Origin of the sequence: Streptococcus sp. 29892 (assembly GCF_032594935.1) — a bacterium.
In the GTDB taxonomy this organism is placed as follows: domain Bacteria; phylum Bacillota; class Bacilli; order Lactobacillales; family Streptococcaceae; genus Streptococcus; species Streptococcus hyiners.
This window is the reverse complement of sequence record NZ_CP118734.1, coordinates 1,984,299-1,997,397: the sequence shown is the minus strand read 5'-3', so window position 1 is coordinate 1,997,397 and position 13,099 is coordinate 1,984,299. Positions and strand designations below refer to the sequence as shown.

The window sequence follows — 13,099 nt, the reverse complement described above, 5'->3', positions numbered from 1 at the left end:
GTATGAAGTGGGAAATTAAAGCATTTGACCAACTTAGTTTACAGGAACTTTACACTATCTTGACACTTCGGACCGACGTGTTTGTCGTGGAACAAGCCTGTCCTTATCCTGAAGTTGATGGAAAGGATCCAAACTGTCTTCATCTTTTAGGCACAGACAACGGGGAGTTGGTTGCATACTTGAGAATTTTACCGGCTGGTCTGAGCTATGATGAAGTTTCCATCGGTCGTGTGGTCATCAAGCCAAGTCATCGTGGTAAAGGCTTGGGTCGGCCAATGATGGAGCAAGCTATCCATTACATCACAAATGAATGGAAAGAAAATCAGATTAAAATCGGTGCCCAAGCTTATTTAGAAAAATTCTATCAATTGCTTGGCTTTAAGCCAGTTTCTGAAGTATATTTGGAGGATGATATTCCGCATTTGGATATGCTATACAGCAAACCAGTCAACTAGGGCTGGTTTTTCGATTTTTTCTCGGCAATTTCTCCCAAAAATCAGCTATTTTATGGTAGAATGAATAGGTATAAAATCAGTAAAAGAGGAAGAAAATGAAACGTTCTATGTATGCTGGACGTGTTCGTAAGGAACATGTCGGACAGGAAATTACTTTGAAAGGTTGGGTTGGCCGCCGTCGTGACTTGGGTGGCTTGATTTTCATTGATTTGCGTGACCGCGAAGGTATTATGCAATTGGTCATCAATCCAGAACTTGTAGACCAAGACCTTATGGCAACTGCTGAAAGCCTCCGCAGTGAATTTGTTATAGAAGTGACGGGAATGGTTGTGGAGCGTGAACAAGCAAACGACAACCTCCCAACAGGAGCTGTTGAACTGCAAGTAACCAGCTTGACAGTGTTGAACACTGCCAAGACTACTCCATTCGAAATCAAGGATGGTATTGAAGCCAGTGACGATACACGTTTGCGCTATCGCTATTTGGATCTTCGTCGTCCAGAAATGATTAACAACTTTAAATTGCGTGCAGCTGTAACCCACAGCATTCGTAACTACCTAGACGAGCTTGAATTTATCGATGTGGAAACGCCAATGTTGACCAAGTCAACGCCAGAAGGTGCGCGTGACTACTTGGTACCTTCTCGTGTGTCAAAAGGTCACTTCTATGCCCTTCCACAAAGCCCACAGATTACTAAGCAGCTATTGATGAATGCTGGTTTTGACCGTTATTACCAAATCGTTAAGTGTTTCCGTGACGAAGATTTGCGTGGGGACCGTCAACCTGAGTTTACACAGGTTGACTTGGAAACTTCATTCTTGAATGAAGTTGAAATCCAAGACATCGTAGAAGGCTTGATTGCTAAGGTCTTGAAAGATACCAAAGGGATCGACGTGACCTTGCCATTCCCACGTATGTCCTATGACCATGCTATGAACTTCTATGGTTCAGACAAGCCAGATACTCGTTTTGACATGCTCTTGCAAGACTTGACATCTACTGTCAAGGAAGTTGACTTCAAGGTCTTCTCAGAAGCACCTGTTGTAAAGGCTATTGTGGTCAAAGGTGCGGCGGACAGCTACTCTCGTAAGGACATTGATAAATTAACAGAGTACGCCAAGCAATTTGGTGCCAAGGGATTAGCTTGGGTCAAGGTTGACCAGGGAGAATTAGCTGGTCCAGTTGCTAAATTCTTGACAGACATTACAGCTGACTTGACAGCAAGTTTACAACTGGAAGACAAGGACTTAGTTCTCTTTGTGGCAGATGAATTGGAAGTGGCTAATAATACCTTGGGAGCCTTGCGTAATCGCTTAGCTAAGGAACAGGGCTTGATTGACGAAAGTAAGTTCAACTTCCTTTGGATTGTGGACTGGCCAATGTTTGAGTGGTCAGAAGAAGAAGGACGCTACATGAGTGCCCACCATCCATTCACCTTGCCAACGGAAGAAACAGCTCATCATTTGGATGGTGATTTGGCGCAGGTACGTGCAGTTGCCTATGATATTGTCTTGAATGGTTATGAGTTGGGCGGCGGTAGCCTTCGTATCAACCAAAAAGACATGCAAGAACGGATGTTCAAGGCACTTGGCTTCTCTGCAGAGGATGCCCATGAGCAGTTTGGTTTCTTGCTAGAAGCTATGGACTATGGTTTCCCACCACATGGTGGATTGGCTATCGGTTTGGACCGTTTTGTCATGCTCTTGGCAGGTGAGGACAATATCCGTGAAGTGATTGCCTTTCCGAAGAATAACAAGGCATCTGATCCGATGACACAGGCACCAAGTACGGTTGCATCAGCTCAATTAGAGGAATTAGCTTTAGATATTACACTTGAAAATGAATAAATTTTTCAGAAAACAGCGTGTTCTTTTCTTAAGAAAGGCCAGAAAGAATAAGTTTTGGTCAGTTATTTCGGGGATTTCTCGAGAAAAATATGCAGAACGGATATCGGGGTCCATTATTTATGGGCTCCTATCTAGTATTGCGGTCAATTTTTTCTTTAGACCAGGGAATGTCTATTCATCGGGAGTGACTGGTATAGCTCAGATAGTTTCTGCCTTAGCTGCTTCTTATGCGGGTTGGGATATACCAATCGCTGCGGTATATTATGCCCTCAATATTCCCTTGCTCGTCATAGCCTGGTATAAAATTGGCTACAAATTTACTATTTTTACCTTTATCACTGTATCTCTTAGCTCCTTGTTTATTCAGTTTATGCCTCCGGTCACACTGACAACTGATCCTCTGGTCAATGCGATTTTCGGTGGGCTTATGCTCGGTACAGGGATTGGCTTTGCACTTAGGAATAATGTATCTAGTGGTGGAACTGATATTGTTTCCATCATCATTCGGCAAAAGACGGGACGGCAAGTTGGTTCCATTTCTCTGATTGTCAATATTATGATTATGCTGATAGCGGGGATGACATTTGGCTGGAAGTATGCCCTGTATTCCATGGTGGCACTTTTCATCTCTAGTCGGATGACAGATGCTATTTTTGTCAAGCAGAAGCGAATGCAGGCCATGATTATTACCAATCAGCCAGACCGAGTTATTAAACAAATTCACAAGAAACTCAATCGTGGTGTGACTATCATCAATGGTGCGGAGGGTGCCTACAATCATGAGCAAAAGACTGTTTTGATTACCATTATCACTCGTGCGGAGTTTAGTGAATTTAAGCAAATTATGAAAAAAGCAGACCCAAGAGCTTTTGTATCTGTCGCGGACAATGTCAATATTATTGGGCATTTTGTGGAGAGTGAGTAGGATGAAGAAAAAAATCTACCTGGTATATATCAGTTTGAGTGGCAATACGGAAAGTTTTGTAAAACGTTTGAAGTCATTTTTCCAATTTCAGACAGATTGGGACCTTGAACTGGTTCATGTCAAAGATTTGGTCAAGCAGGATATTCCTTTTTATCAACTCGACGCGCCTTTTGTGGCTTTTCTACCAACTTATTTAGAAGGTGGAAATGGAGTGGATAATGGAGATGTGGAGATTTTGACCAATCCTTTAGGTGATTTTATTGCTTTTGAGAATAATGCAGAGCTCTGTCTGGGTGTTGTTGGTTCAGGCAATCGAAATTTCAACAACCAGTATTGTCTGACTGCCAAGCAGTATTCTGAGCGTTTTGGGTTCCCTGTTATTGATACCTTTGAATTGCGTGGTATGCAGAATGACATTGAACGTATTGGTCGGAAGATAATGGAAATGATGTGAAGAGTTTCAACTCAGCTTTATGCTGGGTTGTTTTCTTTGTGACACAAAAAACTCACCAGCATGACTGATGAGTTCTAAGGAGATTTATGAAAAATATTTAGGAGTGACTATAGTATAGCCTATATTTCTTTCGCGAACATCCGTCTTAGGTCCTATTTATCTTCCAAAATACAAATACTTTGTCCAGCAAGGGTGATTTGCTGGGCTTTATTATCGTCAACAGGTGGGAAGTTGAAACGAACGGTTTGCTCTTTTTCGTTTTCGAAAACAAAATCGCTGTCCGCAAAGTTGATAATGAACTGGATAGTTTTATCGCCATTTGTGACTTGATAGCGGAGGACGTATTCGGTTAGCCAGTAGAAATCACAGGTTTCTTGAATGGTTTCATAGCTGTTTTGGCTGAGAATTGGATTGTTTTTACGGAAGGCAATCAATTCTTGGATAAACTCGATGTGTTCTTTATATTGAACAGCCCGTGTCCAGTCTAGGCGATTGATTCTATCAGGAATATTGTAAGTATTATCAATCTCATCTTTGGTACGGAAGAATTCTTGTCCGCTATGAATAAAGGCCATTCCTTGAGAAATGAGGACCAATTGTAGCCCAAAGCTTGCAGCTCGTTTTTGTTGCTGAGGTGTCCAATCTGGATGTTCAATATGGAAGTAATCAAAGGCCGTTGCATTATCATGACACTCGATGTAGTTAAGTGACTGTTGCGGTGTGATGAAGTGGCTGTAGCGGCTGCCAGTCAGGAGATGCTGCACTTTTTCGTGTAGTTGTTTGTCAACTAGACGGGTAGGGTTGAGCAAGAGTTTCTTAAAGGTATCACGATAGTCATCGTTGAAGAAACTCACTTCTGGAAGCTGGTCTGCATTGTACTGGTGGGCTAGTTTTTCATAGTCTAGACCAGTTGCCATCTTCCAACCTTCGCCATAGAGATAGATATTTGGATGAATGGCTGACAATTCCTCCTGGATTTGGTTGATGGTTTGGCTGTCCAAAATCCCCATCAAGTCGAAACGGAAGCCATCAAAACCATAGATACTGGTCCATTGGCGGAGGGATTGCTTGATGTAGTTGCGGACCATGCTGCGTTCGCTAGCGACATCGTTGCCACAGAAAGTACCATCCGTCCGCATACCATGCTCGTTGTAACGGTAGAAATAACCAGGGACAATTAGCTCGAATGCGTATTTCTCTGCATGATAAACATGGTTGTAAACAACGTCCATATTGACTGAAATATCGGCATCGTGATAGGCTTGAATGGTTTCCTGGAGTTCTAAAATACGAGCATAGGGGTCATTTGGTAGGCTGGAGAAGGAGCCTTCTGGCAGGTTGTACTGCATAGGGTCGTAACCCCAGTTATAAACAGCTTGGGGTTTATTTTCATCTACACTTCCAAAATCATAAACAGGAAGAAGTTGAATATGGGTAACGCCCAGATTTTTGATATAGTCCATTCCCAGTTTCATACCGTCCAAGACAGGTGATTCGGTCAGACCGAGGAATTGACTACGGTGTTTGAATCCAGCTTCTGTCTGCCAAGAGAAATCGCGGACACTCATTTCATAGACAATAGCTTGAGAAATCGGTCGTTGGGTCTTGGCGCGACGAACCTTATGAAGTTTATTTGGGTTGATGACATAGCTATCGCCAGAGTTTGCCTTGGATGAAAGGGCGTAGGGGTCGTGAACAGCAATCCACTCGCCATTGACTTTGTGGAGATAGTGGTAGCTTTGACTGTCCAAGTCACCCTCTACTGTGACCTGCCAGACACCTTTTGAACCCCTTGTCATGGCATATGGTGTCCCTTCAAGGACTAAAAATACCTGTTTGGAGATAGGTGCCCAGAGTTTGAAACTTGTGGACTGAGGGCTATAAGTTGCCCCCAAATCACTGCCATCATAGGTATAGTTTTGTTCGAAAATAGCAGAGCGGACAATATGACCATAGCCTAACTCCGTTTTGTTGCGATCTTGGTCATAAATACAATAGTCCTTGTCCAAATTTAAGGCGTGTAGGCTGGTCAGATAGTAGAGAACCAGGTTTTCTACCTCTAGACAGGAATGAATGAAAAGTTGAGATGTGGCATCGTCGGACTCGAGGGAAAAACTCATGTGCTCGGTATCAAATCGTTTTTCCATAACCAAGCGAATAGTAGCTACATCATCTAGAAATGCTTGAAATTGTCGTAATGCCATGAGCCGAACGGCTCCTTTCTAAGTTAAAGTTCAGTAATGGTATGTGGAATGACGCGGCGGTAGCAGACCTGCTTGTCTTCCTTATTGTCGCTGATGATTTGGTGCAGGGTATTGAAGGCCACGCGTCCCAGTTTGATAGCGTGGACATCAACATAGGCTTCAATATCTAATTTTGGTTTGACAGAGTCAAAGGAGATGATAGGGAGTTTTGTACCGACTTCGTTGAGGTACTTGACAATCCCTTCTGCCACCATAGTATCGGTTGTGACGATAGCATCAATCTCTTGTTTGAGTAATTTTTTGGAAATCTTGTAAGAACTGTCTTCCAATAGGAAGCCTGAAACAAACTTGACCTTGTTTTCGTCAAGAGGGATATTATGAGATTTGAGGGCATTTTTATAGCCTGAATAACGGTCTTGAGAAACAACTAATTCCTTGTTACCAGCGACAAAGGCAATATTCTTGTAGCCCTTATTGATAAAGTAATTGGTCGCTTCAAATCCAGCCTGGATATTGTCATTATCGACTAAGGAGATAAATGGAGAATCTGCCTTACCGAGAATGAGGAAGGGAAACTTATGCTGAATGGCTAGCTGGACCAGTGGGTCATCTGGCTTGGAATAAAGGAAAATTAAACCATCAACCCGTTTTCCGTAGACCATCTGAGAAATAGCTTCCAATCGCTGTTCTTCATTTTTTCCCGTAGAAATCTGGATCGCATAATTGTGGTCAGCAGCCACCTGTGAAATGCCACGCAGGGCTGTCGGGAAGAAAGGGTTTTGATAGAAGACATCAGAATCTTCAGGAAGTACCAAGCCAATCACCTGTGTGTAGCTAGAAACCAGACTACGAGCATTGAGATTGGGGTGGTAGTTGAGGTCCGCCATTGCCTTTCTAACTAGGTCTTTGGTTTTTTGACTAATAGCAGAGCTGTTCTGAATGACGCGGGTAACGGTAGAAGGTGAAACACCTGCTAACTTAGCGACGTCTTTAATGGTAGCACGCATAGGAACCTCCTAAATCTCATCTCTGAATTTGGTTTTGAAAAATACCCAAATCAATACTATCACAAAGAGGATATTTTGAACAGTCAAAACAGTTGTAACAGGCTGCCCAAAAATCCCAATCAAGCAGGCTAAAATGGTTGGTAGTCCCAAGCAATGCAGGGAGAAATTGAAACATTCTTTAAAGGTATGAAAATGGAAGAAACGGGATTTTTTAGTCAGGTAGAGAAAGCCACTTGCACCCAGTAGAATAAAGAGGAGATTGGTGGCCAAAATCATGGTCGATACCAAGGTAATGCTCAGACCAACTATTGCCCGATTGGCTTGGTACCAATTCTTTGAAAGGGCGGTGGTCAATCTTTCCCTACTTGAAAAATCAGCATTTGTCAGTCCATCGTAGCTGAGCTGGGCTAAGACATCCTGCCCTTTTCGAATGGTCAGAATTTGTTGGCCAAATTGGTAGGAGAAATCAGAGCTTGTAGGAACTGTTTCACCAAAGGTAACCTGCTCCCAGCTACTATTTCCTGTATAGGTGAATTGTCCATTTTCAATAGCTACATGTTGGCTAAGGTCATTCATGACATCCTCATTGAGCGGTTGATACACTCCTTCTACAAAGTTTTCCAGCGGATAGGTTTCCAAGCTGACAGTTTGAAGAGAGCTGGGAATGACAAGGAGGGACACTAAAAAGAGCGTAGTAAATAGACCTTGCCAGACTTTCATCCATCCGCGATTGGCAAACATTTTTCTAGGAGAAAAAATACTGGAAAAATAAGAGAATGGGTAGGTAATCATGTCTTGTACCTTTCATAAAAATTTTGGCTCTGTCTAAAAAGGGAAAAGGTGGGACAGGGTTACCCCTTGTCACCACCACTTGTTAAACCAGATACAAAGTTCTTTTGTAGGAAGAAGAATAAGATACTGATTGGAAGGGCGATGAGGATAGCACCTGCCGCGAAGTAGGCAATCTTCAAGTTTTTCACATCAGAGATGAAGGTTTGAAGACCGACTGCCACAGTATAAAATTCTTTTTCACGAAGCAAGAATTTGGATAGGATGTAATCTCCAAAAGGTCCCATGAAGGCCCAGAGTGCCTGTACAGCAATCATTGGACGAACAAGTGGAAGAACGATTTGCCAGAAACGTCTGAAGTGACCAGCACCGTCTAGTTTTGCAGATTCATCGAGAGAAATTGGCACTGTATCGAAATAACCTTTCATGAGCCATGCATTCATTGGGATACCACCACCAACATAAAGGAAGATGAGGAACCAGCTTTGGTTGAGGGCATTGAGCATGAGGGCCATAACGAAGAAGGCTGTAAGGGCAGCCATTGTTGGCACCATTTGAATAATCAAGAAGAAGACCAAACTCTGTTTACGAGCGATGAAGTTATAACGGCTATAAGCATAACCAGCTAATACCACTATACTGGTTTGGATAAGCATTGTCAAGATTGCGATAATGAGCGTGTTGAGGTACCAGGTACCGTAGAGAGTTTCGCTAAATAGTCCTTTGAAATTGTCCAGAGTAAACTGGATTGGTTCCAGCTTGAAAGCTACCACGTTGCCTGATTTAAAGGCTGTCATGATGGTAATCAATAGAGGGTAGATAATGATGATAGACAAGGCAATCAGATAGAGATAGGTAAAAGTCTGATTGAGTATGCGTCTAGTTTTCACAGATACTTTCATCTTATACATCCTCCATTTCAAAGGCGTTTAATTTCTTGAAGGCAATCATAGAGATACTGATGACAATCATAGAGATAATCAAGGTAACCGCAGCTGCCATTGAATACTGAGGAGCAGTACCTGTTGTCAATTTATAAATCCATGAAATCAAGATGTCAGTCGAACCAGCACCCCCACCGACGCTACCAGGTCCACCGTTGTTGAAGAGGTAGATGATAGAGAAGTTGTTGAAGTTGAAGGTGTACTGACTAATCAGAGTAGGAGCAGCCACTGCCAAGATCATTGGCAAGGTAATGCTACGGAATTTTTGAATGGCACTTGCCCCATCAATGTAGGCAGCCTCGTATAAATCGTTTGGAATAGATTGCAAAATACCCAAGGTCAAGACATAGATATAAGGGAAACCAAGCCAAGCCTGCATCATGATAAGGGCAACCTTAGTCCAGAATGGATCTGTTTTCCATGGAATAAGGAAGTTGTCAATAAATGGCAAGAATTTGCTTAGGAATGGCAATACTTGTGTGTTAATGGCACCGACACTATCGTTGAACATGTTACTAAAAGTCAAGATAGTCACGAAGGCTGGAACAGCCCATGGGAGCAAGAAGATAACACCGAAGATGCGTTTTCCCTTGATAAATGGCTGGTTGGCAATGATGGCTGTCAGGATACCGATAACAATCTGTGCAGTTGAGGCAGCCAAGGCCCAGATGATTGTCCAGCCTAAGACAGAACCAAAGGCTGCACGGAAGGTGCTGAGTTTCCAGATATTTGTAAAGTTAGTAAAGCCAATCCAATCTAGAAGGGCACCAGGAGGTAAATGTTGGAAATCGTAGTTGGTAAAGGCGATGAAGAGAGTCACCACAACCGGGAAAATTATGGCAAAGGTCATAGCAATATATGAAGGAATTATCAAGAGATAAGGGAAACCATTTTCATACACACCTTTAACCATTTCATTTAAAGTTGTCGGTACAGGATAACCGTTATTCCAACGTTGAGCAGTATCTTTGGCATCCTTTAAGTTTAAGGCGTAGAAAGCAAGATAGACAACGGTAATGATGAGGTGGAAGGAACCACGGATCAACATGAAGAGGGAGTTGTCACGACCACGTTGGCTACCAAGGGTAATCAAGTTTCCAATTTCTCCACCTGCTATTGCAATGAAGTAGACTAGGAAAGCTAGTGTTACGCCAAGGAAGATATAGCCTTTTGCTTTTTGCTTGTTGTAGATTTGCCCTAGACCAGGAAGTAGGGACAAGAGGAGTGCCTTACTTGGATTTTGTTTCATAGTGTAATCTCCTTTAGGTCAGTCCTAAATATCAATATATATTTCGGTTGGTAGTAACAAAGTAGACTGGGAGGAAATCCCAGTCTGACTTAAAAATGACTAGTTGCCATATTTTTGAGCGATTGTATCTTCAATCAATTTCACAGCGTCAGTAGCAGCAGTCTTAGGATCTTTTTTACCACTTACAGCTTCGAAGAGCATGTTAGCAGCTGGTTCCCAAACTGTGCTCATTTCTGAGATGTTTGGCATTGGTTGAGCAGAAGCAAACTGGTTGATAACCGCAGTTGTCAATTCATCGTTCTTGCTGACTGCATATTCACGTGCTTCAGTGTTAGCTGGAACTTCGTTTGTAGCATCGTAGAATGCTTTTTGTTGTTCAGTTGAAGTCAAGTGGTCAACAAATTTTTGTGCCAAGTCTGGGTTCTTAGAACCTGCAGGGATAACCCAAGCCTTACCACCACCGAATGCTGAGTATGCTTTGCCGTCAGCAAGTGTAGGGATAGTAGCTACGCCGTAGTTGACACCTGCATCTTTCAAAGCAGAAGCTTTCCATGGACCATCGATGATAACAGCTGTTTTGCCTTCAGTAAATTGAGTTTGAATCAAGTTACCAGCAGCAGATGCATCTTGAAGACCTTGAGGCCATTTTTCATACCAAGTTTTAGCGTATTCGATAGCCTTGATAGCACCGTCGTTAGCAAGACCGATGTCTTTTGGATTTGTACCATTTTCACCGAATACATAACCACCGTAACCAGAAAGAAGTCCGTATGCATAGTAGAAGTTTGTCCAGTCAGCTAGGAAGGCTGAAGTTTTACCTTCTTCACCAGCAAATGCGTACTTGCTATCTTTAGCCAACTCTTCCAATTCAGCAAAAGTTTTTGGTGCTGCAGAAACAAGGTCTTTGTTGTAGTAAGCAACCAATGTTTCGATAACAGCAGGTGAACCGTAGACTTTACCACCAGAAGTAACCAAGGTTTCAGTCGTTTCATCTGTCTTGCTTGTTTCAGCGAGTTTCACTTCTGAAAGTTGACCTTCAGAACCAAGGCTACCTACGCGGTCGTATGGTGCCATCATAACGTCTGGAGCTGAACCTGATTGGTTATCAAGTGACAAGTTGTCCAAACCTGTAAGAGCGTCACCAGTTTTAACGGTAACAGTCACGCCTTCATTTTCTTTTTCAAAGGCAGCTTTTGCTTCGTTGATGTATGCTTCGTACTGACCATCAACGTAAATAGTCAACTCTTGACCAGCTTCAGCAGAAGAGCTTGAAGTTGATGATGAGTTTGAGCAAGCAGCCAATACAGCAGTAGATGCAGCTAGAAGAGCAACGCTCTTAAGAAGTTTGTGTTTCATATTCTTCCCTCCAAGAATAAATGGTTTATTGTGAAACGCTTGCTAACGCAAACGTTTTCCTAAGTTGAATTCATTATACACCATTATGAATCCGTTTGCAAGCGTTTTTATAAAAAAATTTAAAAAATTTTTTAGGTCAATATAAAATGTTGGATAAATTTTTGTTATATAATGTAGAAACATGAAAAAATTGCTGAAATTGACTGATATAATTGTGAAAAAGCTTGATTTGTTACCGTTTTCATTATATAATGATAAAAAGCAATCGTTTGCATCTTATTTATGATTATCTAGAAAGATATGGAGAAGATTTTATGAAAGAACGCCAAAGTGGAGTGCTTATGCACATTTCATCTTTACCTGGAAAATACGGCATTGGTTCTATGGGACAGGCTGCCTATGACTTTGTTGATTTTTTAGAAAGAACCAAGCAACGTTACTGGCAGATTTTGCCTTTGGGAACGACCAGTTATGGTGACTCGCCTTACCAGTCTTTCTCTGCCTTTGCGGGCAATACTCATTTTATCGACTTTGATTTTCTGATTGAAAAGGGCTGGTTGACCGAGGAAGATCTAGCTGGGATTGACTTTGGCGACAAGGATACAGAAGTGGATTATGCCAAGGTCTTTTATGGTCGACGTCCTGTCTTAGAGAAGGCTGTGAGGGCGATAAAGGCAGAAGGCTTGCCAGAGGATTACTGGTCTTTTGCTGAGGAAAATGGTTTTTGGTTGCACACTTTTGCAGAGTACATGGCTATCAAAGAGCATTTTGATAATAAGCCCTGGATTGATTGGGAGGATCAAGGAGCTCGCCTGCGCTATCATGATACATTAGAGTATTACCGTCAGCTCTTGGCGGAGCAGATGGATTACCACCGTATCACCCAGTATTTATTCTTCAGTCAGTGGCATGCTTTGAAGGCTTACGCCAATGCCAAAGGTGTTGAGTTTGTTGGGGATATGCCGATTTATATCGCGGCTGATTCTGCGGATATGTGGGCCAATCCCCACTTCTTCAAGACAGACGAAGAAGGCAAGCCTAGTGTGGTTGCCGGCTGTCCACCAGATGCTTTTTCAGAAATCGGTCAGCTCTGGGGCAATCCAATTTATGACTGGGAAGCTATGAAGCAGGATGGATTTACTTGGTGGGTGGCTCGTTTGCGTGAGTCCTTCAAGATTTATGACATGGTGCGGATTGACCACTTTATCGGCTTTGCTTCTTTCTGGGAAATTCCAGCAGGGGAAGAAACGGCGGTCAATGGCTACCGTGTGGAAGCACCAGGTTTCGAACTCTTTGAAACCATCAAGTACCACTTGGGTGACCTGAATATCATCGCGGAAGATTTGGGAACAGTGACAGATAAGGTTATTCAATTGCGTGAAAAGACTGGTTTCCCAGGTATGAAAGTCTTGCAGTTTGCCTTTGACCCTGAGGGTGACAGCATTGAGATGCCACACAATCACCGCAACAATGTCGTAGCCTATACTGGTACCCATGATAATGATACCATTCTGGGTTGGTATGAGAGTGAACTGTCTGACGAGGGCAAGGAATTCTTAGACAAGTACAGCAATCGCCGTGAGGATGAAAGGGTTAGCCATGCAATGTTCCGTTTGCTTTTCGGCTCACCTGCCTTTATGGCTGTGGCTACCATGCAGGACTTGCTCGGCTTGGATGGGTCAGCTCGTATGAACCTGCCAAATACCCTTGGTGGCAACTGGACTTGGCGGATGACTGCCGACCAGCTCACCCCTGCCATTGAGGCGGACTTGCTTGATTTGACAGTGACCTACCGCCGTGAGAACGCCATTGTCAAGGCTAAAAAAGAAGAAATGACAGAACCATCAGTCTAGGCTGGTGGTTTTTTGT

General features: G+C 42.8%; 11 protein-coding genes. 5 read left to right on the top strand and 6 right to left on the bottom strand.

Features of this window, described 5'->3' with window-relative positions:
- Positions 1-2: 2 nt before the first annotated feature.
- The 4 genes from PW220_RS10020 to nrdI all read left to right on the top strand — a co-directional run bounded on the left by PW220_RS10020 (position 3) and on the right by nrdI (position 3,681).
- Positions 3-455, top strand: a complete 453-nt coding sequence (locus PW220_RS10020) for a GNAT family N-acetyltransferase (RefSeq protein WP_248055822.1) — start codon at positions 3-5, stop codon at positions 453-455.
- Positions 456-550: 95 nt separating this feature from the next.
- Complete coding sequence (gene aspS, locus PW220_RS10015) at positions 551-2,302, top strand: aspartate--tRNA ligase (RefSeq protein ID WP_248055821.1); 1,752 nt, start codon at positions 551-553, stop codon at positions 2,300-2,302.
- Positions 2,289-3,227, top strand: a complete 939-nt coding sequence (locus tag PW220_RS10010; RefSeq protein WP_398582928.1) for a YitT family protein — start codon at positions 2,289-2,291, stop codon at positions 3,225-3,227. The genes aspS and PW220_RS10010 overlap by 14 nt, the downstream gene beginning before the upstream one ends.
- Before the next feature lies 1 nt (position 3,228).
- Positions 3,229-3,681, top strand: a complete 453-nt coding sequence (gene nrdI / locus PW220_RS10005) for a class Ib ribonucleoside-diphosphate reductase assembly flavoprotein NrdI (protein ID WP_248055818.1) — start codon at positions 3,229-3,231, stop codon at positions 3,679-3,681.
- 152 nt (positions 3,682-3,833) lie between these two features.
- Here nrdI and pulA read toward each other — a convergent pair whose 3' ends face one another.
- The 6 genes from pulA to PW220_RS09975 form a co-directional block, all read right to left on the bottom strand.
- Complete coding sequence (gene pulA / locus PW220_RS10000; protein WP_248055815.1) at positions 3,834-5,885, bottom strand: type I pullulanase; 2,052 nt, start codon at positions 5,883-5,885, stop codon at positions 3,834-3,836.
- 23 nt (positions 5,886-5,908) lie between these two features.
- Positions 5,909-6,892, bottom strand: coding sequence for a LacI family DNA-binding transcriptional regulator (locus PW220_RS09995; RefSeq protein WP_105118826.1), 984 nt, complete (start codon positions 6,890-6,892; stop codon positions 5,909-5,911).
- A gap of 9 nt (positions 6,893-6,901) precedes the next feature.
- Positions 6,902-7,684: a DUF1189 family protein gene (locus tag PW220_RS09990; RefSeq protein WP_316716434.1), complete on the bottom strand. Its 783-nt coding sequence runs from the start codon at positions 7,682-7,684 to the stop codon at positions 6,902-6,904.
- 59 nt (positions 7,685-7,743) lie between these two features.
- The gene (locus PW220_RS09985; RefSeq protein ID WP_105118824.1) at positions 7,744-8,583 is read right to left on the bottom strand and encodes a sugar ABC transporter permease; all 840 of its coding nucleotides are present in this window, start codon (positions 8,581-8,583) and stop codon (positions 7,744-7,746) included.
- A 1-nt stretch (position 8,584) separates the two neighbouring features.
- Complete coding sequence (locus tag PW220_RS09980) at positions 8,585-9,874, bottom strand: carbohydrate ABC transporter permease (protein ID WP_105118823.1); 1,290 nt, start codon at positions 9,872-9,874, stop codon at positions 8,585-8,587.
- Between the two features lie 99 nt (positions 9,875-9,973).
- Positions 9,974-11,230: an extracellular solute-binding protein gene (locus tag PW220_RS09975; RefSeq protein ID WP_248055812.1), complete on the bottom strand. Its 1,257-nt coding sequence runs from the start codon at positions 11,228-11,230 to the stop codon at positions 9,974-9,976.
- 314 nt (positions 11,231-11,544) lie between these two features.
- Here PW220_RS09975 and malQ point away from each other — a divergent pair, with 314 nt between their 5' ends.
- Positions 11,545-13,083 carry a 4-alpha-glucanotransferase gene (gene malQ / locus PW220_RS09970; RefSeq protein ID WP_248055810.1) on the top strand — a complete coding sequence of 513 codons (1,539 nt, stop codon included), beginning with the start codon at positions 11,545-11,547 and terminating at the stop codon, positions 13,081-13,083.
- The last annotated feature ends 16 nt before the right edge of the window (positions 13,084-13,099 follow it).

Bases quoted from the DNA above. Each gene is read 5' to 3' on its own strand.
- PW220_RS09975 (WP_248055812.1), bottom strand. From the start codon at position 11,230: ATGAAACACAAACTTCTTAAGAGCGTTGCTCTTCTAGCTGCATCTACT.
- PW220_RS09985 (WP_105118824.1), bottom strand. From the start codon at position 8,583: ATGAAAGTATCTGTGAAAACTAGACGCATACTCAATCAGACTTTTACC.
- PW220_RS09995 (WP_105118826.1), bottom strand. From the start codon at position 6,892: ATGCGTGCTACCATTAAAGACGTCGCTAAGTTAGCAGGTGTTTCACCT.
- PW220_RS10020 (WP_248055822.1), top strand. From the start codon at position 3: ATGAAGTGGGAAATTAAAGCATTTGACCAACTTAGTTTACAGGAACTT.
- PW220_RS09990 (WP_316716434.1), bottom strand. From the start codon at position 7,684: ATGATTACCTACCCATTCTCTTATTTTTCCAGTATTTTTTCTCCTAGA.
- nrdI (WP_248055818.1), top strand. From the start codon at position 3,229: ATGAAGAAAAAAATCTACCTGGTATATATCAGTTTGAGTGGCAATACG.
- malQ (WP_248055810.1), top strand. From the start codon at position 11,545: ATGAAAGAACGCCAAAGTGGAGTGCTTATGCACATTTCATCTTTACCT.
- PW220_RS09980 (WP_105118823.1), bottom strand. From the start codon at position 9,874: ATGAAACAAAATCCAAGTAAGGCACTCCTCTTGTCCCTACTTCCTGGT.
- aspS (WP_248055821.1), top strand. From the start codon at position 551: ATGAAACGTTCTATGTATGCTGGACGTGTTCGTAAGGAACATGTCGGA.
- pulA (WP_248055815.1), bottom strand. From the start codon at position 5,885: ATGGCATTACGACAATTTCAAGCATTTCTAGATGATGTAGCTACTATT.